This window comes from Pseudomonas sp. ok266, from assembly GCF_900110195.1.
In the GTDB taxonomy this organism is placed as follows: Bacteria; Pseudomonadota; Gammaproteobacteria; order Pseudomonadales; family Pseudomonadaceae; genus Aquipseudomonas; species Aquipseudomonas neuropathica.
Map to the genome: position 1 here is coordinate 388,575 of NZ_FOCU01000003.1, position 23,116 is coordinate 411,690.

Sequence of the window (23,116 nt, forward strand, 5' to 3'; positions counted from 1 at the left end):
GCGACAGGCCCTGAAAGCCTGCAAAAGGCGAATACGATACACCTGCGGTTGAGAAACAGTAAGGGCGACCTGAGGCCGCACATCAGCTGTCGGCTTAAGATCGCAGCCCGGTAATCAGGTGCACGACACCGTCCTCCAAGGGCATCACGCCCGCGACCCCGGCGACGCTCAACGCCTGTTGATCGATACCCGACACATCACGCAATACAACCCGCACCCGAGTCAACGCCAGCGGTTGCTGTGACTGGAGGTTATCCACACCGCCCAGCGCCGCGACGATCGCGGCGCTCAATCCGGCGCTCGGCTCGGCGAGGACTTCGGGTGTGTCCACCACCAGATCCGGGGTCAGGGCTTTCCAGAATGCCTTCTGCCATTTATCCAACATCTTCAGTTCTCCAGAACCCGTAAAGTATCGACGGTTGCCTCGTGAAAGAGCTGCAACGCCTCGCGCACCTGCCCGGCACTTTCCAGCCCCAGCACCTGTTGGGCGATGATCTGACAATCGGCCAGCTCGAGTTCGCGCACCGTCGCCTTGACCGGTGCAATCATCGGCACGCTCACCGACAGTTCATCCACGCCCAACCCCAGCAACAACGGCACCGCCAGACGTTCCGAGGCCATTGCCCCGCAGACTCCGACCCATTTGCCATGGGCGTGCGCGGCCTTCACAGTCATGGCGATCAGGCGCAATACCGAGGGATGAAAACTGTCCGCCTGACTGGCCAGACGCGGGTGATCGCGATCCATCGCCAGGGTGTATTGCGTCAGGTCATTGGTGCCGATCGAGAAAAAATCCACCAGCGGCGCAAACAGGTCCGCCATCAGCGCCGCGGCCGGCACCTCGATCATGATCCCCAGTTTCGGCCGTTGCGTGAGTCCCAGCGCGAGGATTTCCTCGTCAAGCATTTGCCGCGCCAGACGCAGCTCCGACAGTTGCGTGACCATCGGCAACATGATGTGCAAACGTGTCAGCTCGCAGCAGCCGAGCATGGCCCGGAACTGCTCACGCAATAACTGCGGGCGCTCCAGGCACAAACGAATGCCGCGCACGCCAAGGAACGGGTTGGTTTCGCTGTCCATCGGCACGTAGGCCAGCGGTTTGTCACCACCGACATCAAGGGTGCGCACCACCAGATTGTGCGCAGGTCCCACGCAGCGAGCGATGGCGCTGTAGGTCGCAGCCTGTTCGTCATGGCTCGGCGCATGATTACGGCCCAGGTAGAGAAACTCCGAACGCAGCAGGCCGACACCCGCACCGCCAAGGGCCATGGCCTGCTCGGTTTCCGCTAACGAGGCGACGTTGGCCGACACCTCGACGTGATGGCCGTCACGGGTCCGCGCCGCGAGCGATGCACTGGCCAACTCATGCTCATGGCGTTGACGCTGTTGCGCGTGCCGCGCCTGCCATTGACTGACGGCCGCAGGATCGGGACGCACATGCAATTCGCCCTTGTCGGCATCGAGCAACACCGGGGTGCCGTTGCTCAACGCCAACATCTGCACCGGCACCCCACAGATCGACGGCAGACCACAAGCGCGCGCAAGAATCGCCACGTGACTGGTTGCGCCGCCGCCGACCGTGGCAAAACCCAGCACCTTGCTGGTATCGATGCCGGCGGTCTGCGACGGGGTCAGTTGATCGGCAATCAGAATGCTTCCATGCGGCAGCTCCATCGCCTGCTCGCCAATCCCCAGCAATAGCTTGAGCACGCGGCGCCCGACATCGGTCAGGTCCGCCGCCCGTTCAGCCAGCAACGCACTGCCCAGTTGGCGAAACATCGCCGCGGTTTCTTCAGTGGCTGCGCGCCAGGCAAACGCTGCGCTTTTGCCCTCGCTGATCAATGCCTGGGCCTGATCGAGCAGCCCCGGATCTTCGAGCAGTTCCTGATGCGCCTTGAAGATCTCGGCCTCGGCCTCGCCAGCGGCGGTGTCGCGCAAATGCTGCAAGGCCAGATCGGCTTCGATCAGGGCATTGGCGAGGGCCTCGCGCTCGCCGTCTGCGCCGCCGCCAAACTCGCTGACGTCGAACACCGGCTCGCTGATCTGCACCACTTGGCCCAACGCCGAACCGGGTGACGCGCAGACGCCACGCAGCAGGGTCAGAACCTCGGTTTCAACCAGCTCGACTGGCGCCACCGCCGTCACCGTTTCACCGCAGCCTTCAATCAGTAATCGAGTCAGCGCCTCGATTGCCGCGTCAGCATCTTCGCCCACCGCACTGACCTGCACGCTGTCGCCGCACGCGGTCTGCAACGCCATGATCGCCACCAGGGATTTGGCGTTGGCCTGAGCCTGCTGTTTATGCAGGTAAATCTTTGCCACGAAGCCCTTTGCCGCTTGCGCGAACACCGCTGCCGGGCGCGCGTGCAATCCGTTAGGATTGGGCAGTTTCAACGTTTGAGAGAACACGGCCTGACCTTCTGCCGCGCCAGCATCCACGCCACAAGCCTGAGTACGGGCGAGCTCAAGCAACGGCTGAGCGGTTTCGACCCATCCGCTCGACGCGACCTGCCAGGTGAAAGGCTCTCCGCTGACCACCAGCATCAATGTCATCAGGCTGCGCGCATGCCGGGCAATGTAATCGGCGTCGAACTCGATCAACGCTTGTCCGGCGGCAACCCGTTGCCCCTCTTCAACCAGGCGGGTGAAGCCTTGCCCGCCGAGGTTCACGGTATCAAGGCCGATGTGCATCAACACTTGTACGCCATGGTCATCGGTGATGCTCACGGCATGCCCGCTGGCCTGCACGTTACTGATGACGCCGGCCATGGGCGCACACAGGGTCGATGAAGTCGGGTCGATGCACAGACCGTCGCCGATCACGCGCCCGGAAAACACCGGATCGGGCACCTGCTCAAGCGCGATCAGGACACCGGACAAGGGAGCCAGCAATTGCAATGGTTGGGGTGTGGCCATGACGTCACCTGCAGTTTTGTTCTTTGAAGTGCCCATGGAGCGCGACGCTCCATCAGCATCGCTTATTTCCACCAGTATTCGACCTGCAATCCGACATTCGCACCGTGGCGAGCGCTACCGAAGGCGCCGGTGTCGGAGAGTGCCGAGCCTTTGGCCAGTTCGTTGGCCGCCCGTTTGGCCGCCTCGTTCCAGGTGGCGTACGTGTAATACAGCCGCACCTCGGGGCGCGCCCAGAACTCCGGGCCTTTGGGCGACCAGGTCGGGGCAAACGTGAATTTGCTCAGTTTGCGCGTGCCACCCGGGGCTTCGACTTGATCGTGGCCCAGTTCGGTGACCAATTTGAAGTGTTCGCTGAGCGCATAAGTCGGTCGCACCCCCAGCGAGATCCAGTTCTGGTCGACACCGTCCGGGCGAATGTCTTTCTGGTACACCGCCGCGATCTGGCCACCGAAACGCGGCGTCACTTGCCAGTCGAAAAACTCGACGATCCGGTAACTCTTGTTGCTGTCGTCCAGTTTGACGTTGCCGGTATAACCCAGCCCGGTGCCCGGCCCTTCACCGTATTGCAACGCCAGTTTGTTTTTGCCGCCGAGAAAATCCGTCTGCACATGTTGCGTGGTGATCGCCCAGCCCCGGTGGGCATCGCGGCTGTCGGGTTTGTCGATATAACTCAAGCCGAACTCCAGCTCACCGCCTGGATTGGTCTTGAAACCGGCGACGTTGAAGTCGTGCCGATTGATGTAGTCCTTCTGGTACAGGTTGTCCTTGCGCGAGAAGGCATAGCTGTATTTCAGATCGCCGATCAACACGTCTTCGACCCCGCCCCCCGTGGCGCTCTGGTTCCAGTAGTAGAAGTCGGAAATATGGATGTCATTGCGCTTGTAGTAACGGCGTCCGGCCCACAATGAACCACCGTTGAGCGCGGGCATCGCCGACCACTGTGCGTAGGCCTGCGGCAAGCGGATCGAACCATTGTCGTCTTTGAACGTGGGGCTGCGGTCGTAGCGGTTATACAGCGAGGCCATGCCGTCGACACTCAGGACCGAACCGTCGTCGAGGGTGTACAGGTCCTGCCGCAACTCGAGTTCGCCGTACTGCTCGCATTCGTTACCCAAGCGATATTTGGTCTGCGCACCCGGTAACTGGAAGCACGACTGACCGCTGCTGTTGACCGACGTGCCGACACCGCTGCGCAGGTAGCCGCCAAACTCCAGCGCTTGTGACGTTGGCGGTAAGGCCAGGCAAAAACCTGCGACTGCAAGGCTGCGATTTATTGTTGTTTTCATAAGCCACCCCATTGTTTTTATTGTCTGGTTGCATGAATTCGGCGCGCAGAAATCCCCCGCGCAGTGCTTTGCGTGTTTTTTGAACGTTGTTTTTTTAGTTAAAGGTCAGGGATCGATCAGGTGCAGGACGAAGGACTCGTAAGGTCGCAACGTCACCTGGCGCTTGCGCAACGGGCCGTCCGGATAGTTGCTGATCAACTGGCGCTGGCTCATCGATTCACTGATGACCGTCGCCGGTAATTCCACTTCACAGGTTGTCCCGTAGAAGTTGTTCACCACCAACAACCGCTCGGCGCTGCCTTCACGCACATACGCCCAGACTTGCGGATGTTCAGGCAGCAATTGTCGGTACACCCCTTCGGTCATCAGCGATTCGCTGCGGCGCAGCGCGATCAGACGGCGGTAGTGATGCAACACAGAATCCGGATCGTCGAGCTGGTTTGCGACGTTGATCTGCGCAGCATTGGCCGGCACTCCGATCCACGGTTCGGCACGGCTGAAACCGGCGTTTGGCCCGGCGTCCCAGTGCATCGGCGTGCGCCCGTTATCGCGGGATTTCTGCATGATCGCTGCCATGTTGTCGGCATCGCTGCTGCCAGCCTCGCGCTTGAGGCGAAAAATGTTCAGCGTCTCGACATCGCGATAGTGCTCGATCGATTCGAACCCCGGATTGGTCATGCCCAACTCTTCGCCCTGATACACGAACGGCGTGCCCTGCAGAAAGTGCAGTGCGGTGCCGAGCATCTTCGCCGAGCATTCGCGGTACTCGCCGTCGTTGCCGAAGCGCGAGACCACGCGCGGCTGATCGTGGTTGCACCAGAACAGCGCGTTCCAGCCGCCCCCCGCCTGCATGCCGGTCTGCCAGTCGGACAGAATTTTCTTTAGCTGAAGGAAATCGAAGTCGGCGCGCACCCACTTCTGCAGGTTTGGATAATCGACTTTCAGGTGATGAAAGTTGAAGGTCATCGACAACTCTTTCGACTGCGGATTCGAATAGCGAATGCAGTGTTCGAGGCTGGTCGAAGACATCTCGCCGACATTGATCAGGTCGTGCCCTTCGAAGACTTCGCGGTGCATCTGCTGCAAGTACGCATGGACATTCGGCCCGTCGGTATAAAAGCGTCGGCCATCGCTGTCGTCTTCGGGGAAGTCCGCAGGCTTGGAGATCAGATTGATCACGTCCAGGCGAAAGCCGCCGACGCCCTTGTCTCGCCAGAATTGCATCATCCGGAACACTTCAGCGCGCACCTTGGGATTGTCCCAATTCAGGTCGGCCTGGGTGTGGTCGAACAGGTGCAGGTAATACTGACCGGTCTGGGCTTCGTACTCCCAGGCGGAACCGCCGAACTTGGATTCCCAGTTGTTCGGCTGATCACGCCAGATGTAGAAGTCACGGTAAGGATTGTCGAGGCTGCTGCGCGCCTGTTGAAACCAGACGTGTTCGATCGAGGTGTGATTGACCACGATGTCGAGCATCAGCTTGATCCCGCGCTTGCCCGCCTCGGCGATCAGCAATTCGCAGTCGGCCATGCTGCCGTAGCTCGGGTCGATGGCGTAGTAATCGCTGATGTCATAGCCGTTATCGCGTTGCGGCGAACGCAGAAATGGCGTTATCCATAAACAGTCGACGCCCAGCCACTTCAGGTAATCGAGTTTGGCGACGATACCGAGCAGATCACCCGTCGGGTTACCGGCGTGACTATGAAAACTCTTCGGATAGATCTGGTAGATCACCGAACGCTGCCAGTCTTGCATGGCACAACTCCTTCAATAAGTCCGTGCGGCTCGCGCCCAGATTGAAATGCAATCAACTGTGGGAGCGAGCCTGCTCGCGAAAGCGATTGTTCAGGCAACCCGATAACCGGGCCGGACAATCTTCATGCTCAATGCACAGGTCAGAACAAACGGCACGAGCATGGCAATCAGCATCCCCAGCACAAACATCGGGATGTACTGCGGAATGATCGAGATGAAACCCGGCAGTCCACCGACGCCGATGGCCGAGGCCTGAACCTTGTTCAGCGACAGGAACACGCAGCCCAGTGCCGAACCGGTCAGCGCGGCATAAAACGGAAACTTGTAGCGCAGGTTGACGCCGAACATCGCCGGCTCGGTGATACCGAAGTAGGCGGAGATTGCCGAAGTCGACGCCATGCTCTTGTCCCGTGCATTACGGGTCATCCAGAACACCGCCAGGGCGGCACTGCCCTGAGCAAGGTTGGACATGACGATCATCGGCCAGATGAAGGTACCGCCCTGGGTCGAGATCAATTGCAGGTCGACCGCGAGAAACATGTGGTGCATGCCGGTGATCACCAGCGGCGCATACAGCAGACCGAAAATCGCGCCACCCACCATGGGTGCCAGGTCAAACAGCATGACCAGCCCTTCGGTGATGAAGATGCCGATGTGGCGGGTCACCGGGCCAATCACGGCCAGCGCCAGTACGCCGGTAACGACGATGGTGGTGATCGGTACCACGAGTAACTGAATGGCGTTGGGCACGCGCGCGCGCAGCCATTGCTCGATGACGCTCATTACGTAAGCGGCCAGCAGAATCGGCAGGATCTGCCCCTGATAGCCGACCTTTTCCACCTGAAACAACCCGAGAATGTCGAAGTACGGCAACTGCTGCCCGTCCAGCCCGGCCACGGCCTTGCCGTAGTTCCAGGCGTTAAGCAGATCCGGGTGCACCAGCATCAGACCGAGGACGATGCCGAGGATCTCGCTGCCGCCAAAGCGCTTGGCCGCCGACCAGCCCACCAGCGCTGGCAGAAACACGAACGAGGTGTTGGCCATCAGATTGATCAGGCTCCACAGCCCATCGAGTTTCGGGTAGGCATCGAGCAGGGTCTGCCCGTCGATGAACATGCCTTTGGCACCCAGCAGATTGTTGATGCCCATCAGCAGGCCGGCAATGATCAGCGCCGGCAGAATCGGCATGAACACATCGGAAAACACCCGCACCAAACGCTGCATGGCGTTGATCTTTTCAGTGCTTTTCTGTTTGACGTCAGCGATCGTCGACGCCGCGAGACCGGTCTGACGACGCAGTTCGGCATAGACCTTTTCCACTTCGCCCGGACCGATCACCACCTGATACAGGCCACCGGTAAAGAACGAGCCTTTGACCAGATCGATCTGGTTGAGCATGGCACTGTCGACCAGGCCCGGATCTTTCAGGGCCAGCCGCAACCGCGTGACGCAATGGGCGGCCTGTTCGAGGTTGTCGCTGCCGCCGAGGCTTTGCAGCAATTGCCTGGCGATGTTCGGATAGTCGTGGCTCATGCTAGTTCTTCCGCTATGGATTGTTGTTATTGGCAGCACGCCGAAGCGAAAAATACTCGTCTGTACGAGTTAATGCAACAACTCGTACAGACGAGTTTGTTTATGTATGTTCCTGCCAGACCGAAGGCGAATTTTCCTACCCCGCCTTAGGGTGATTTCCATCGCCCACATGGACAAAGCCCTACCCTGGCCTTAAGGTTCGAAGCTTTGAGCACAGTCGGCACCGAGCCTACCCATGAGCAAATACAACCAGATCTATAGCGATCTGCTGGCCAGCATCACGACTGAACGCCTGGAGCGCGGCGCCCGCCTGCCTTCCGAAACCGAACTGATGGACAGCTATCAGGCAAGCCGAGGCACGGTGCGCAAAGCCATTGAACTGCTTCAGGAACGCGGCTTTGCGCAGAAAATCCACGGCAAGGGCACCTTTGTGCTGTCGACCAACCCGATCGAGTTTCAGCTCGGCGGCATCGTCAGTTTCCAGGAAACCTATCCGCGCCTTGGCAACGATGTCAGCACAGAAGTGGTCGAGCTGAGCCAGATCCCGCTCGAAGGCGCCCTGCTCGAACACATCCATGCCGAACCCGGCAGCCTCATCACCCGAATCAAACGTGTGCGGCGGATCGACGGTAAACGCGTGATCCTCGATATCAACCACTTCGTCAGCGAAGTGATTCCCGGCCTGTCCCTCGACATCGCCGAGCAATCGATCTACGCCCATATCGAGCAGACCCTGCAGCTACAGATTGCCTACGCCCAACGCACCATCGAAGCGGTGCCGCGCAGCAAGGATGATCAACTGCACCTGGACCTCGATGGCCAGAGCCATGTGATCGTGGTCAGCAACCAGACCTTCCTCCAGGACGGGCGTCAGTTCGAGTACACCGAATCCCGCCACACCCTCGACAAATTCTACTTTTCCGACGTGGCACGGCGCTGACCCCGACACGTTTCCAACGATCATGTGCGGTACATATGTAGTGCACTCCCCTTGAGCGAATCGGCCATGCTCGGCCTTCATTTCTCAAGGATGGAGAAAGCATGTACGCCACCCAACAAAGCCTTCTGCCTAACGCGGCAGACAAGGCGGTTCTGAAGCGAATCGCCTATACCGTCGTGCACAATTGCCCCGGACTGCAGGACGCCGCCCATGAAGCCGCCCGTGATCTGCTGGAAGCAAAAGGCCTGTCGAGCCTCGACCCGGATGAGGTTTATTTCCATCGCTTCAAGACGGCCCAGAGCAGCACTCGCTCGTTTACCGGCTGGGAGCACATCCGCGAGAAACCCTACGAATCGATGACCCTGACACAGCTGGTCATTCATCGTTTTCGTGCCACCGACCAGGACAACGCCGACCTGCTCGATCTGTACGGCGGCTTCTACAGCGAAGGTCCGCAGGGCGAGAATTTCGACGAAAAAAACCAGGTGTGCCTGCACGGCAACGAGGTCCTGAAGGTGTTCTGGAACCTCGATTTCAGTGGGCACTACAGCGCTACGCTGACGGACTTCTGGAACAGCCACGGCGAGGATTTCCGCACCTTGGCCAAGTGCAATTTCCTCAACCGTGCAGTGCAGGCGCTGGACCTTGGGCAACTCACCCGCAGTGACTTTCAATGGCTGGTGGACACAGTGGTGGGACCGGTCAGCTGGCCGGTCAACCTGAGCATGTTGCAAGCAAGCCACACAACAACGGGGAATGTGTTCGCCTTCGACATTGACGGGCATATCTCCACGCAATTGCTGCGTATCGTCGATTCTGCCGGTCGGCAGATTATCTATCTGCCGAGTGAGACCGCAGCGTTCGTGGTCAAGGAAACGCCGGCAGACCTGCATTGGTGGGTTCTGGATCAACTGAACGACGCCAAACGCCGCGCGACCTTCCTGGAGCACTTTGCCCTCGCCGATCGTCAGCACATGAGCGAGAACATGCCCGATCTGATGAATCGCTTGGTGGCCACCTGGGGCCGGGCCGACCATCACCTGATCAACCGCACAAACCAGCAACTGAGCGATGATGCATTCAGTTGGCTGCGTGACTCGACACGTCAGGCGATGTTTGCTGAAGCCCACCTGTCCCTGACGTCCAATGGCGATCTGCGCAAGAAACTGTGGATCGGTTATCTGAGTGCGGGCCTCAAGGTATTTGCGCCGATGGCCACCGTCGGTTGGCCGCTGGCGTTACCGGTGATTGGCGCCACCCTTGCCAGCATGGGTCTGAATATCGATCAGGCACAAAACGGCAGGACAAGGGCCGAACGCAAGGCCGGCGTGCTGGGTGCGGTTTTGAGTGGTCTCAATCTGTTATTCAACCTTCCATTGCTGATCGGCACCGGGCCGATGCTGGAGGTTGGCGCCGAGGTCGAGGCGGCAGAAGCCGCCGAAATGGCTGAGTACAGCGAAGCCTTGAATGCCTCTGCCGAAGCCGATTACCAAGAGCCGATCATGGTGCCGGACGATGCCGACATCACCCTGCCAAATATCGATGAAACGACGCTAATTCCGGCGCAAAACGCCCTACCGCCTCCGGTGCCCGAACGCTACCAATGCAACGAGTTGCTTGATGGCACAGCGCTCGGCGAAGAGTCGGGGAAATTCCAGGGTGTCTACCGCCTCGACTCGGATCCGCCCTATGCCATTCTGATGAATGACACGCCGTACTATGTGCGCTACTTCGCCAATGCTCAAGGCAGCGGCGACTGGGCGATCGTCGACCCTGAGCGCCCAAACCAGCTTGTCCACGCGCTGCCTGTCCGTCTCAATGGCGAAGGAGAATGGGAGCGCATGCCAGCTTTGGGTCTCAAGGGTGGCGGCCAGTGCATGGGCAAACAATGCGCCCCGGATCTCGAGCTCGACACCTTCGAACCTGCCTCGCCCGAAACGCCCGTGCAACCGGCAGAAGAACCGCAACCCTCGACATCGAGGCCCCCACGCCCGGTGACCAGTGCCTTTGACATCGAACCGTCGGTACGCCGTTCGATAAAAGCCTGGGCGTTGAACCTCAACGAAACCCATGCCCGGTTGCAACCCGACGGTGCCGGCGGTTTCGCCATGGACGATCCGTTCGAGTTGTATGCCGCCGGCAAACGCCAACTTCTGCAAAGTTCGGCCCGAAGCTTTTTCAAGAACCTGCCGTGGGTCATTCAGCCTGCGCGCCCGGTCATACCCGGGGTCAACCGGCTGATGCCACTGACCGATCTCATCGATGGTGTTTTTGAAAGTGCCTCCGGACTGGTGGTCGCAGAAACCCTTGATCGTATTGCCAGCATGGGTTTTCTGATTGAAAACATGCCGGCGCTGGCCCGACACGTGAAAACCCTTTATCTGCGCGGCCTGCTCAGTGACTTCGCTCAAGTGGAACTGAACCGCTACTTCACCAGCGGCAATATGACTGCGGATTTACACACTTACCTGAACAGCCTGGGCACCGATCCCGCCGGGCGATTCAACCCACTGGAACTGGTCCAGGTCGCCCGAGCGAACGGGGTTCGGATTCAGGCGATCGATTGCGCCGCCAGTTACAAAATGAAAACACCGCTGCCCTCCGTCGACGAGCAAATGATGAACACCTTCCTGACCAACGACATCATGACCGGTGACGTCTACCTCAACAGCCCGGAAAAATGGATCGTAGTAACCGATGCTCACAGCACCAATACCTTCAGAGGACTGCTGGGCATCAGTGAACTGAAGGGGGGAATAGGCTTGCGAATCGATGAAGTCGGCGCCGGTGAAGAGCTGGGCGTGGATGTCGATCCGGGTATTGAAGTACCACGCGGCAGCTCGCCCGGCGGCACTGTCAGACAAGGAAATCCAGACTTTCTGCGCGCCGATCTGCGCTTGAAAATGCCCGCACCCGAGGTGACCTGGACCGAAGAAACGCTGGAGAATCTGTTGTACAGGCGCGGCATGTATCTGTTCGAAAAAACAGGTGAGCGCTACACGCTGATCCACCGCAGCAAACAAGGCATGCTGCAACGCACACCGATCACTCGATCGAGTGACGGCAAGGTCTCCCTCCACCGACCTGCGTGGCAGCGGGTGAATGACATCGCATTCGCCAACCTGAAGGACATGTCTCAACGGTTGTCCGATACCGGGCTGATATTGCGTAGCCGGATCCCTGATTGAGGCTGATCGTTAGTAACCAATCTTCTGCCGAAGCAGCTTGTTACCGTTGAGACAGGCAACCACCTGACAAACAGAGACAACCTTACGTAGAATGCCGCCGTGGCTATGGAACACCTTCCTTCTAAACCTCCTATGACCTAGGGGTTTCGCTCTCCACACTGCGCCTGCTTTCTTGCAGGCGTTTTTATATCTGCTGTAGACACGATGCCGCAGCTCGTCCATGACGGCGATCAAAGGAGAAACTCAAGTATGAATCAGGAGCTGTTCCTGCGTCGCCGCAGCAAAGTTCACGTCCCGGTGGGCTCTGGCGGTGCTACGCGCGCCCAGGTCGCGTCGGCTGTCCAGGAAATCGCGGCGTTCCGATGCGTACTGTCAGAGTCTCTGATTGAGCAAATCGGCACGTTGTCAGCTACAGAACTCAAGTACTGGCTACGCGAAATTATCAGAGTGCTTCGACGGCAGACTGGTGCTCACGTGCATCACCGGCCGTTTTATCCTGACTTCCCGGAGCAGGTTCTGACGGCCTCCCAGGCAGAGTTGTACCTTAACGCCGTCATCCACTACCTCACGCTCTGGCGCTTACCAGCAACAGAACACGCTCGACCTCCGATGCTTGAAGGCAACTTCATATCCCGCGTTATCGAACCGGGAAGCGTCTCTGAATTCGAGTCACTGCTTGAGCCGCTGGTTTCATCGCGCACTTCGCTCTCTGAAGAAGAAACGGCCGATGTAGTCTGGTTTATTCGAGAGTACAAAAGCGATGTGTTCCGCTTGCTGCCTGAGACCATTCCGTTCCGGGAGATCCGTGCACAGGTTGGCGGCGCACTGATCCGGTATGTCGCCACCGATGCAAGGGTGGACGCCTTCCTGCAACGAAACGTCGAGACCGCAACTGACGTGCTGCGACTGGCAGTCGCGTTGAGTGGCGCAGATGTGTCGCTGACGACAGCTACGACACGCTTCAAAGCAATGAAGCGCTCGATGCGCCGTCTATTTTTGCGCCTGCTCGATAACATACCCAACGCTGCAGAAGACGTGATGCGCCATGCTGAGCGCTGGAAGCGTCTGGCTGAAGTACTACATCCCGGCGATTACGGCGATAAGTATCCTCGAGCCTTAGCCGCTATCACGGCAGCGCGCCGTAACGATCCGCCCGTCACATTTAACTCACGTGTCGAAACATTGCTGGCCCAGCGTGACATCACCGCGCTTACGCCCCTTTTACAAAGCCGTCCAGGTGAGTTCGCACGAAGACTGGATGTGACCCTGCGCCGCGCGACGGAAGCAGACTCGGTACTCGACGCGTTTGAGGCGGTTGCAGCACGAGTGTCCTCGCCTGTGCTGTTGCAGGTGTTGGCCCAGGTTCGCGCCCCGCGCCCCTTGCCCCTGCGGGCGTTCACACCGAAAGGTTCATTCGCCAAAGTCTATGCCATCAGGGATCACCGAGAGCCTCTCTCACCTGAACTGTTGGCGCGCGCTGCTCGCATCTGCGAAGACGCTCTGGTAAATCGTTTTGCGCTGCTACCGCCATTAGGCCGCTGTTACGTCGATCCAGCATTACGCGAATACAAGGTGCCGCTGGCTCAGCGTGCCTCATCGAAGTCGCTGCGAACCCTCGTTCGGGGCAGTCGGCTGCCAATGCCCGACACACGTTTCATTCGACTGTTTCTGTGGTGGAAGAACGGTCGTGCTCGTACGGACATCGACTTGTCCGCCGCATTTTTCGACGCCAATTTCGTGTTCAAAGATACGGTCGCGTACTACAACCTGAAGGGTTACGGCGGCTACCACAGCGGCGATATCGTCGACGCGCCCGATGGGGCTTCGGAGTTCATCGACCTCGACCTTGATGTTCTGGTCGAGAAAGGTATCCGCTATGTCGTCACATCCATCCACTCCTTTACTCAGCAGCCGTATTGCGATCTTCCGGAATGCTTCGCCGGATGGATGGCCCGCACCGACACGGCGTCGGGTGAAGTGTTCGAGCCACGCTCCGTGGTCGACCGCATCGATATCGCCTCCGACACAGTAATTTGTCTGCCATTCGTGATGGACTTACAGGAACGACGCGTGGTCTGGGCCGATCTGGGGCTTACTTCATCTCCCCGGTGGAACAACGTCGACAAAAACCTAAGCGGGGTTTCATTGATGCTGCGAGCCTTGGTGCATACACCACGGCCGGATCTGGAAACGCTGTTCGACTTACATGCTCGAGCGCGGGGAGAACGAGTGGATTCGCCGCAGCAGGCAGAGGCAGTGTTTGCGCTAGATAAAGGGCTGACGCCGTTCGATACGGATCTGATTCGATCCCAATATCTTTGATACCGGTAACAGGTACCTGGAGGACGCCGGACAAACAGCCCTCCTCCATCACCCCACTCTATTATCAATAGGGGAGCAATATGCGGTAGCCGGGTAGTGCACTGCCCTTGAGCGAATCGGTCATGCTCAGTCTTTGTTTCTCAAGGATGAAGAACGCATGACCTCCCCCGAACGACGTCTCCAGCCAAACGCTGAGGACAAAACTGCCCTCAAAGCCATTGCTGCGACGATCGTGCAGACCTGCCCGAGTCTGCTCGACGCTGCCCATCAAGTTGCCAACGAAATACTGGCGGACAACGGACTGTCCGGCCTCGATTCCGACCGTGTTTACTTCCACCGTTTCAAAACGGCGCAGAGCAGCACGCTGACCTTCACGGGTTGGGAACATTTGCTGGAAAAACCTTACGAAACGCTCACCCTCACACAGTTGGTGATCCATCGCTTTCGCGCGACTGATCAAGACAACGCAGATCTGCTTGGTCTTTACTGCGGGTTCTACTCGGATGGCCCGGAGGCGGAAAACTTCAATCAGAGCAATGAAGTCCGGTTGCTGGGCAGTGATGTGCTGAAGGCGTTCTGGGACGTCGACTTCAGCGCGCGCTACATAGGCCAACTGACGACTTTCTGGCAAACCTCGTCGGATAACTTCCGAGCCCTGGCAAAGTGCAACTTTCTCAGCCTGGCGGTGCAGGCGCTGCAACAGGGTGACCTTGACGGAACTGACTTTCAGCGCGTCGTCGACTCGGTAATCGGGCCCGTCACCTGGCCCGTTACCTTGCCAATGCTGCAAGCGTTACACCCGGTCGGTGCTGAAGTGCGGGCGCTGGATCTCGATGGCCACGTAGCCTCCAATGCACTGCGTCTGGTGGAGGACAGTGGCCGCCAGACCCTTTACTTGCCAGGCGAAGCCCAGACATTCCTCTTGATGGAGAATGAAGCGGATCTGCACTGGTGGATGCTGGAGCAGATGAATTCAGAGGACAAGCGCACGGCTTTTCTCAAGCATTTCCCGCTGGCTGACCGCAATCACTTGACCGAAAACCTCACCGATCTGATGAACCGCCTGGTGAGCACTTGGGGTCACAGCGATCATCAAATGATCAATCGCAGCAACGTCGCGATCAGCGGTGACGCATTCACTTGGTTGAGCGAGTCGACACGTACGGCCATGGTTGCCGAGGCGCACCTTGTGCTCACTTCCAACAGTCAATTGCGCAAAAAACTCTGGATCGGTTATTTGAGTGCCGGTCTGAAAGTATTCGGCCCGATGGCAGCGGTGGGCTGGCCTTTGGCGTTGCCTTTGATTGGCGCCAGCATCGCGAACATGGGATTGAACATTGATCAGGCCATCAACGGCACTACGCTAACCGAACGCAAAGCCGGTGTTACCGGAGCAGTGCTCAATGCGATCGACATTGTGTTCAACATTCCGTTTCTGATCAGCACGGGCGCGCAACTTGAAGTGGGCCCGCAGGTGGAGTTTGCCGAAGCGCAAGAAATGCTCGGGTTGGTCGAGTTCACTGCGCCTGACGCACCCTTCTTGCCGCCTGTGGATCAACCGCCAGTCGCGACGATTGATCCACAGGCGACCGTCGAGCTGGCAAACGAAATCGCCACCGGGACCACCATCGCATCCACCCGGCAGTTGGCCACACCGGCTGCGCGCCAAGGTTGGTCTGTTCCAAAGATTCCTGCCAAATATCGATGCAACGAGCTACTTGCCCAGCGTTCTGCAGAGGCAGCACCAGGCAAGTATGAGGGCATTTACCGCCTGGACAAGGAGCCGGGCTATGCCATCGAAATGGAGGGTGCGGCTTACTACGTGCGCTACTTTGCCGACTCCGAAGACACTGGCCACTGGGCCATCGTCAATCCCGAGCGACCCAATCAGTTCGCTTACTCGTTGCCAGTACGCTTGAGTAGTAGCGGCAAGTGGGAACGCATACCCGCGTTGCGCCTCAGGGGAGGCGGCCAATGCCTGGGCAAGGCCTGTTTACTGGGCATTGACCTGCCCTCGTCCTCATCCTCGGCTCCAGCCTCATCAACCCCGTCAGCGGAGCTTCCCCTCGTTGAACCGGTTTCACCGGTTGCGCGACCACTGCGTCTGGTTACTCCCCTGAACGACATCGTAGGAATGGACATTGCGAAAATGAAAAGATGGGCAATGAACCTGCCCGAGACTTTCGACGAGCTCTCCAGTGCAAACCGCGGTCATCCATCAACTGCCGAAACGTATGAGGCTTATTTCCGCGACAGACGTACATCCCTGCTAAACAAGGCCAAAGAGTATTACTCGGAGATGAAATGGACCAACCTGCCCGCACGGCCAGTCATCCCGAAAATCGATCCAGAGATGCAGACGGCTGAGTTGATTGATCGCATCTTTGCCAATACCGATGGACTGGTCGTCGGCGAAACCCTTGATCGCATCGCCAGCATGCGGTTCATGATCGAAAACATGCCAGCGTTCGCACGGCATATCGACACACTGTACGTACGTGGTTTGCTGAATGATTTTGCCCAGGCAGATCTCAACGACTTTTACCTGTCGGGAGAGATGTCAGAGGATCTTCGCGGCTACTTGTCCGGCCTGAGTACCGACCCTGATGACCGATTCAACATGCTCGAACTGATCAAGGCTGCCCAGGCCAATGGCATCCGCAGCCATGGTCTTGAAGTCGCACACAGTTACAAACTGAAAATACCGCTGACTTCGATCGAAGAGCAGATGATCCACGCCCGGCTCGCCTCTCAAATCATGTGGGGTGACGAGCTCCTCAACAGACCCGGAAAATGGGTTGCCCTGGTCGAGGCAACGAACACCAACGCTTTCAGAAATCTGCCAGGCATAAGCGAACTCAGGGGCGGCATCGGTTTACGCATTGAAGAAGCGGTGCCCAGCGAAGTGCCCGGCGTCAGTCTCGACCCGGGACTGAAAGTCACTCGGGGCCCGTTTGATAACGGGGCAACGACGCGCAACTCATCCGATATTCTATTCGCCGATCTGCGCTTGCAGATCGAAACACCTGTGCCGCAATGGACTGAGGCAACAGAGAACACACTCCTCAATCGCAACGGCATGTTCATACTCAAAAAAATGCAAAACACCTACATGCTCGTGCGTCGCGACAGCTCCAGCAATATCGTTCGAACAATAGTAAATTGCAGGCATGGTCAGTTTTACATCTGGGCACAGTCGATGCCCCGGATCAGCGGCATCATGTTCCGTAACCTCGGCGCTTTATCCCAGCGTCTGATAGAGATCGGCTTGACCCTGCAAAGTCGCTTACCCAACTAACCCGTTTTCAAGGCATGAAACGAAAAAACCCTTGGCTTCAGGCCAAGGGTTTTTCGTTAATCAACGGGTAGTGAGATCATTCCCACTCAATCGTCGCCGGCGGCTTGCTCGACACGTCGTAAGTGACGCGGGAGATGCCTTCGATTTCATTGATGATGCGGCCGGAAACGGTTTCCAGCAGTTCGTAAGGCAGGTGAGCCCAACGCGCGGTCATGAAGTCGATGGTTTCTACGGCACGCAGGGCCACGACCCAGGCGTAACGACGGCCATCGCCGACCACGCCAACCGATTTCACTGGCTGGAACACGACGAACGCCTGGCTGACTTTGTGGTACCAGTCAGCTTTGCGCAGTTCTTCGATGAAGATGTGGTCAGCGCGACGCAGCAGGTCGGCGTATTCCTTCTTCACTTCACCGAGGATGCGCACGCCCAGACCCGGGCCCGGGAACGGGTGACGGTAGACCATGTCGTACGGCAGGCCCAGCTCCAGACCCAGACGACGAACTTCGTCCTTGAACAGTTCGCGCAGTGGCTCGACCAGTTTCAGGTTCATCTCTTCCGGCAGGCCGCCCACGTTGTGGTGCGACTTGATCACATGGGCCTTGCCGCTTTTCGCGCCAGCCGATTCGATCACGTCCGGGTAGATGGTGCCCTGCGCGAGGTACTTGATGTTTTCCAGTTTGTTCGACTGGGCATCGAATACGTCGATGAAGGTGCGACCGATGATCTTGCGCTTCTTTTCCGGATCGGCTTCGCCGGCCAGGTTGTTGAGGAACTGCTCCTCAGCGTTGGCGCGGATCACCTTGACGCCCATGTTCTCGGCGAACATGGCCATCACTTGCTCGCCTTCGTGCAGACGCAGCAGGCCGTTGTCGACGAAGACGCAAGTCAGTTGGTCGCCGATGGCTTTGTGCAGCAGCGCGGCAACCACCGAAGAGTCAACGCCGCCGGACAGACCCAACAATACGTTGTCGGTGCCGACTTGGGCGCGGATGTTGGCAATGGCGTCTTCAGCGATCTTCGACGGCGTCCACAGGGCTTCACAGCCGCAGATGTCGAGGACAAAACGCGACAGGATGCGACCGCCCTGTTTGGTGTGGGTCACTTCCGGGTGGAACTGCACGCCGTAGTAGCCACGGTCGTCGTTGAACATGCCGGCGATCGGGCAGCTCGGGGTGCTGGCCAGAATGTGGAAGTCTTCCGGCATCTTGGTGACTTTGTCACCGTGGCTCATCCATACGTCGAGGCCGAACAGGCCGTCAGCGTCGATGTGGTCTTCGATGCCGTCGAGCAGGCGGCTCTTGCCGACCACGTCAACGCGGGCGTAACCGAACTCACGCAGTTCGGAGCCTTCAACCTTGCCGCCCAGTTGCTCGGCCATGGTCTGCATGCCGTAGCAGATACCGAAAACCGGTACGCCCAGATCGAACACTGCCTGTGGGCAACGCGGGCTGTCGGCGACGTGCACGGACTCGGGGCCGCCGGCGAGGATGACGCCTTTAGGAGCGAATTCGCGGATCGCATCTTCGTCCATGTCGAACGGGTGCAGTTCGCAGTACACACCGATTTCGCGCACGCGGCGGGCGATCAGTTGGGTGTATTGCGAGCCGAAGTCGAGGATCAGGATGCGGTGAGCGTGAATATCGAGGGCCATGATTCAGTCTCGTCTAAGTCGTTCAGAAACAGTCGTGATTCAGAAACAACTCGGGGCTGAATCAAACAGCCCCGGTTGCTTTGCTTGTAGCTTGAAGGCTCAACCTACGCGGTAGTTTGGCGCTTCTTTGGTGATCTGCACGTCGTGAACGTGGGATTCGGCCATGCCGGCGCCGGTGATCCGCACGAATTCAGGCTTGGTGCGCATTTCTTCGATGTTGGCGCTACCGGTGTAGCCCATCGAGGAACGCAGACCGCCCATCAACTGGTGAATGATCGCGCTCAGGGTGCCTTTGTAAGGCACACGGCCTTCGATGCCTTCCGGAACGAGTTTCTCGGCGCCTGCCGAGGAGTCCTGGAAGTAACGGTCGGAGGAACCTTGAGCCTGGGACATGGCGCCCAGCGAACCCATGCCGCGATACGCCTTGTACGAACGGCCCTGGAACAGTTCGATCTCGCCCGGCGCTTCTTCAGTACCGGCGAACATCGAGCCCATCATCACGCAGGAAGCACCGGCTACGATGGCCTTGGACAGGTCACCGGAGAAACGGATGCCGCCGTCGGCGATCAACGGTACGCCAGTGCCTTCAAGGGCAGCGGCGACGTTGGCGATGGCACTGATTTGCGGGACGCCGACACCGGCGACGATACGGGTGGTGCAGATCGAGCCAGGGCCGATACCGACCTTGACCGCATCAGCGCCTGCTTCGGCCAGAGCCTTGGCTGCGGCGCCGGTGGCGATGTTGCCGCCGATCACCTGCACTTCAGGGAAATTCTCTTTGACCCAACGAACGCGGTCGATCACGCCTTTGGAGTGACCGTGGGCGGTATCAACCACCACCACGTCCACACCGGCATTGACCAGAGCAGCGACGCGGTCACCGGTGTCTTTACCGGTACCGACCGCAGCGCCAACGCGCAGACGACCTTGATCGTCCTTGCTGGCCAGCGGGTAGGCTTTGGCTTTTTCGATGTCTTTGACGGTCATCATGCCTTTGAGGGCAAACTTGTCATCGACGATCAGAACTTTTTCCAGACGGTGCTTGTGCAGCAGCTCGCGGACTTCGTTCTTGTCGGCGCCTTCACGCACGGTGACCAGACGCTCTTTAGGCGTCATCACTTCACGTACGGTGGCTTCCAGACGGGTTTCGAAACGCACGTCACGGGAAGTGACGATACCGACCAGGTCGCCATCGTGCAGGACCGGAACGCCGGAAATGTTGTGCATGCGGGTCAATTCGAACAGGTCACGTACCGTGGCATCAGCCTCGATGGTGATCGGATCCTTGACGACGCCGGCTTCGAACTTCTTGACCTTACGCACTTCGGCAGCTTGCTGCTCGATGGTCATGTTCTTGTGGATAATGCCGATGCCACCTTCCTGAGCCATGGCGATTGCCAGACGGGCTTCAGTGACGGTGTCCATTGCGGCAGAAACCAGAGGAATGTTCAGCTCGATGCCACGGGTAAGGCGGGTCTTGAGACTGACTTCGTTAGGAAGCACCTCGGAATAACCAGGCACTAAGAGAATGTCGTCGAATGTCAGAGCTTCTTGGCTGATACGCAGCATCGCGGGGGCTCCCGAGCGGGAAAATGGAAGCGCGCCATTATAGTCATCCACCCCCTGCTGTTCAATGTAAAACTCAGCTTAATATCAATGTTGCTGATGTACGGGAATCCCCGCCGTTACAGCTCCACCTTGACCCAAGAGACAGGTTGATCGAGCCAATCGGCGAACTCATCGATAAAGCTCTGCTTGAAGCCCGCCTCCAGCCAGTTGTTGAAGATGAAACCGAGGTTGGAAAACCCGCACTCCTGCAGGTACAGGAAGCCGTTGATGTCGTCTTCGTGACCGCATTCCGGGCAGGTGAAGTTGTCGGTGCGCCCCGGCATCCAGTCTTCGATGCTTTCAAACAGCGCTTCGCCGATCTCGCGACGACACTCGGCGCAACCGGCCTCTTCGAGAAAGCCCTTGGCCGGTGTGTAGATGCAGCGTTTGGTGACGATCTCCAGCCCGTTGATCGGCTCACCAAATGGCAACGCTTGCGGGTGTAGCACCACGGCACGGGCGCCATCAGCAATCGCATACGCCATGCGGTTGCCGGTGCGGCCACAGGTTGTCAGCTCTTCTTTGATGATGTTCTTGCGCACCAGCCAGCGCACGATCGCCCGGGCCCGGGGTTCGTGGACCGGCAGGGTGGAGATTTTCGGGACGATGATGCTTTGCGAATTCATGGGAAATCCTGCGGTGTGACTTCTGACGCCTTCGCGAGCAAGCTCGCTCCCACAATGGAATGCAGTTCCCTGTGGGAGCGACGGTGCGACGATTCGACCTGCTCGCGAAGAGGCCCTAAAGGCCGGCAGCTTAATCCCTGACAAAATCCGGTCAAGTGCTGAGGTAGCGCCCGATCAATGCCAGCCCGCTCGCCAGCACCAGCCACGTCACCAGCCGTACAAATGCCTCGCGCGACAACTTCATGGTCAAGCGCCGCCCGATCCACAGCCCCAGCGCCATGGCCGGCAACAGACACAACGCCAGCATCAACAAGGGTAGCTCGGCATACACACCGGCGATGGCAAACAGGCTCAAACGCACCACCGTGCTGCAACTGATAAGCGCACTTTGCGTGGCCCGCGCGGCGTCTTTCGGCAGCCGACTGTTGAGATAAATCGCGTATAGAAAGCCGCCACTGCCAAACAGCGCGCCGAACAACCCGCCCACTGTCCCCATCGGCACTGCCCAGGCCGCCGACAATTGCGTCGGCCGGGCTTTGACCCACAGGCTGTAAATCGCGTAAGCGCTGATAAACAATCCCATCAACAACAGCAACAGATCGGATTTCAGATTAAGCAGGAAAATCACTCCCAGCGAGCAGCCCAGCGCCATGCACGGCAGTAGCCGCAACAACTCCGGCTTGGCCACATCCCGCCGCGACGGCAGCAGGTTGCCGAACGCTGCAACGAAATCGAGTAGCACCAGCAGCGGCACAATCTTTGACAACGGCATGAACAGAAGCAGAATCGGCCCCGCCACCAATGCAGTGCCAAATCCGGCAATGCCGAACACGATGTAAGCCAATGCGATGCCCAACCCAATCACAGCCCAGCCGCCAGCGCCCCACGCCCATTCACTCAACAACCCCGCCACACTCATCGATCCGCTTCCTTAATAAGCCTCAGATGACTTTAGCCAGCGCCGAGGGTTGCGACTAATATCTTCAAAGTCGATCACCCATCTCAAAAAGGCATAACTGGTGCTTTCAACCCGTCAATTGCGTTACTTCGTCGAAATTGCCGAATGTGGCAGTTTCAGTGCTGCGGCTGAACGTTTATTCGTTGCGCAATCGGCGCTGAGCCGGCAAATCAAGGACATGGAAACGCGCCTGCAAACCCCGCTTTTCGAGCGCACCGCGCGCCAGCCTCGCCTCACTGCGGCTGGGGAAGCTTTTTTGCCGCGAGCAAGAAATCTGCTGAACGAGCTGAGCAAGGCCAGCGCCATGGCCACCGAAGTCGGCAATGGCCAGCTCGGCACCTTGCGCCTCAGTCACTCCAGCACTGTGTCTATCAGTGGCCGGCTGCTCAGTGATATCGGCGCTTATCTGCAGCAACAACCCGGTGTGTCGCTGGACATCGGCAAGTTGTCTTCCGAGGCGCAACTGGAAGAGTTGGCCGAAGGACGCCTCGACGTCGGCCTGCTGCGCCTGCCGGTGTTGCGCCAGCGTGAAGGTATTCAGATCGTGCCGCTGTTCACCGAGCGCTTACTGCTGGCGGTTCCGATGAATCATCGATTGGCCGAGGCTGAGCGTGTCGATCTGGCCCAACTGAAGGACGAGGCATTCATCTCGATCCCGCATCCGCAACGCGGCGGTCTGAGTTATCTGTGTGCTGAATTGTGCATGCGTCAGGGCTTCTTTCCGCGAGCGGCGCGGGTCATGTCGCGCAAGACCACCCAGCTCCAGCTGATTCAGGCCGGGTTCGGCATCGCCCTGCTGCCGGAATCGATGCAGGACATCGCTCCGAGCGGTGTACGATTTCTGCCGCTGACCGATCCCGATTGCCAAAGCACCGTCGCGCTCGCCTACCCACAGAACCCCACGCCGCTGATCCAACACTTCCTCCAGACTTTCACCAATCCCCCCTGTGGGAGCGAGCTTGCTCGCGAAAGCGGACCGTCAGCCACTGAAGGTGTCGAAGGATAAGACGCCTTCGCGAGCAGGCTCGCTCC

The 23,116-nt window shown here is 58.6% G+C and carries 14 protein-coding genes; 5 read left to right on the plus strand and 9 right to left on the minus strand.

What is annotated here, in order from left to right:
- Positions 1–94: 94 nt before the first annotated feature.
- The 5 genes from BMY54_RS07435 to treP all read right to left on the minus strand — a co-directional run bounded on the left by BMY54_RS07435 (position 95) and on the right by treP (position 7,490).
- On the minus strand, positions 95–385 hold the full coding sequence (locus tag BMY54_RS07435; protein WP_093430631.1) for a PTS sugar transporter subunit IIB: 291 nt from the start codon (positions 383–385) through the stop codon (positions 95–97).
- Between the two features lie 2 nt (positions 386–387).
- Positions 388–2,916, minus strand: a complete 2,529-nt coding sequence (gene ptsP / locus BMY54_RS07440) for a phosphoenolpyruvate--protein phosphotransferase (RefSeq protein ID WP_093430708.1) — start codon at positions 2,914–2,916, stop codon at positions 388–390.
- 62 nt (positions 2,917–2,978) lie between these two features.
- A complete protein-coding gene (locus tag BMY54_RS07445; RefSeq protein WP_093430632.1) occupies positions 2,979–4,202 on the minus strand; it encodes a maltoporin in 1,224 nt (407 codons plus the stop codon).
- Between the two features lie 105 nt (positions 4,203–4,307).
- Complete coding sequence (gene treC / locus BMY54_RS07450) at positions 4,308–5,957, minus strand: alpha,alpha-phosphotrehalase (RefSeq protein ID WP_093430633.1); 1,650 nt, start codon at positions 5,955–5,957, stop codon at positions 4,308–4,310.
- 90 nt (positions 5,958–6,047) lie between these two features.
- Positions 6,048–7,490 (minus strand): PTS system trehalose-specific EIIBC component, encoded by a 1,443-nt coding sequence (treP, locus tag BMY54_RS07455; RefSeq protein WP_093430634.1) that lies wholly within the window; start codon positions 7,488–7,490, stop codon positions 6,048–6,050.
- A gap of 235 nt (positions 7,491–7,725) precedes the next feature.
- Between treP and treR the strand changes: the two genes are divergently transcribed.
- The 4 genes from treR (at position 7,726) to BMY54_RS07475 (ending at position 17,238) form a co-directional block, all read left to right on the plus strand.
- Complete coding sequence (gene treR, locus BMY54_RS07460) at positions 7,726–8,430, plus strand: trehalose operon repressor (RefSeq protein ID WP_034156275.1); 705 nt, start codon at positions 7,726–7,728, stop codon at positions 8,428–8,430.
- Between the two features lie 101 nt (positions 8,431–8,531).
- Positions 8,532–11,618 carry a membrane-targeted effector domain-containing toxin gene (locus BMY54_RS07465; protein ID WP_093430635.1) on the plus strand — a complete coding sequence of 1,029 codons (3,087 nt, stop codon included), beginning with the start codon at positions 8,532–8,534 and terminating at the stop codon, positions 11,616–11,618.
- A 249-nt stretch (positions 11,619–11,867) separates the two neighbouring features.
- Positions 11,868–13,940, plus strand: coding sequence for a TerD family protein (locus tag BMY54_RS07470; protein ID WP_093430636.1), 2,073 nt, complete (start codon positions 11,868–11,870; stop codon positions 13,938–13,940).
- A 157-nt stretch (positions 13,941–14,097) separates the two neighbouring features.
- Positions 14,098–17,238: a membrane-targeted effector domain-containing toxin gene (locus BMY54_RS07475; protein ID WP_093430637.1), complete on the plus strand. Its 3,141-nt coding sequence runs from the start codon at positions 14,098–14,100 to the stop codon at positions 17,236–17,238.
- 76 nt (positions 17,239–17,314) lie between these two features.
- On the opposite strand, the gene guaA is transcribed toward BMY54_RS07475, so the two are convergent.
- The 4 genes from guaA to BMY54_RS07495 form a co-directional block, all read right to left on the minus strand.
- Positions 17,315–18,892, minus strand: coding sequence for a glutamine-hydrolyzing GMP synthase (guaA, locus tag BMY54_RS07480; protein WP_093430638.1), 1,578 nt, complete (start codon positions 18,890–18,892; stop codon positions 17,315–17,317).
- 99 nt (positions 18,893–18,991) lie between these two features.
- Entirely contained in the window at positions 18,992–20,461 is a 1,470-nt protein-coding gene (gene guaB, locus BMY54_RS07485; RefSeq protein WP_034156270.1) for an IMP dehydrogenase, read from the minus strand.
- A gap of 116 nt (positions 20,462–20,577) precedes the next feature.
- Positions 20,578–21,126 (minus strand): sugar ABC transporter ATPase, encoded by a 549-nt coding sequence (locus BMY54_RS07490; RefSeq protein ID WP_093430639.1) that lies wholly within the window; start codon positions 21,124–21,126, stop codon positions 20,578–20,580.
- A gap of 151 nt (positions 21,127–21,277) precedes the next feature.
- The gene (locus BMY54_RS07495; protein WP_093430640.1) at positions 21,278–22,045 is read right to left on the minus strand and encodes a sulfite exporter TauE/SafE family protein; all 768 of its coding nucleotides are present in this window, start codon (positions 22,043–22,045) and stop codon (positions 21,278–21,280) included.
- A 100-nt stretch (positions 22,046–22,145) separates the two neighbouring features.
- Between BMY54_RS07495 and BMY54_RS07500 the strand changes: the two genes are divergently transcribed.
- Positions 22,146–23,090, plus strand: a complete 945-nt coding sequence (locus BMY54_RS07500; protein ID WP_093430641.1) for a LysR family transcriptional regulator — start codon at positions 22,146–22,148, stop codon at positions 23,088–23,090.
- Positions 23,091–23,116: the final 26 nt, after the last annotated feature.

What these genes read in the sequence shown, in the direction of transcription:
- BMY54_RS07435 (WP_093430631.1), bottom strand. Translation starts at nt 385, where the DNA reads ATGTTGGATAAATGGCAGAAGGCATTCTGGAAAGCCCTGACCCCGGAT.
- ptsP (WP_093430708.1), bottom strand. Translation starts at nt 2,916, where the DNA reads ATGGCCACACCCCAACCATTGCAATTGCTGGCTCCCTTGTCCGGTGTC.
- BMY54_RS07445 (WP_093430632.1), bottom strand. Translation starts at nt 4,202, where the DNA reads ATGAAAACAACAATAAATCGCAGCCTTGCAGTCGCAGGTTTTTGCCTG.
- treC (WP_093430633.1), bottom strand. Translation starts at nt 5,957, where the DNA reads ATGCAAGACTGGCAGCGTTCGGTGATCTACCAGATCTATCCGAAGAGT.
- treP (WP_093430634.1), bottom strand. Translation starts at nt 7,490, where the DNA reads ATGAGCCACGACTATCCGAACATCGCCAGGCAATTGCTGCAAAGCCTC.
- treR (WP_034156275.1), top strand. Translation starts at nt 7,726, where the DNA reads ATGAGCAAATACAACCAGATCTATAGCGATCTGCTGGCCAGCATCACG.
- BMY54_RS07465 (WP_093430635.1), top strand. Translation starts at nt 8,532, where the DNA reads ATGTACGCCACCCAACAAAGCCTTCTGCCTAACGCGGCAGACAAGGCG.
- BMY54_RS07470 (WP_093430636.1), top strand. Translation starts at nt 11,868, where the DNA reads ATGAATCAGGAGCTGTTCCTGCGTCGCCGCAGCAAAGTTCACGTCCCG.
- BMY54_RS07475 (WP_093430637.1), top strand. Translation starts at nt 14,098, where the DNA reads ATGACCTCCCCCGAACGACGTCTCCAGCCAAACGCTGAGGACAAAACT.
- guaA (WP_093430638.1), bottom strand. Translation starts at nt 18,892, where the DNA reads ATGGCCCTCGATATTCACGCTCACCGCATCCTGATCCTCGACTTCGGC.
- guaB (WP_034156270.1), bottom strand. Translation starts at nt 20,461, where the DNA reads ATGCTGCGTATCAGCCAAGAAGCTCTGACATTCGACGACATTCTCTTA.
- BMY54_RS07490 (WP_093430639.1), bottom strand. Translation starts at nt 21,126, where the DNA reads ATGAATTCGCAAAGCATCATCGTCCCGAAAATCTCCACCCTGCCGGTC.
- BMY54_RS07495 (WP_093430640.1), bottom strand. Translation starts at nt 22,045, where the DNA reads ATGAGTGTGGCGGGGTTGTTGAGTGAATGGGCGTGGGGCGCTGGCGGC.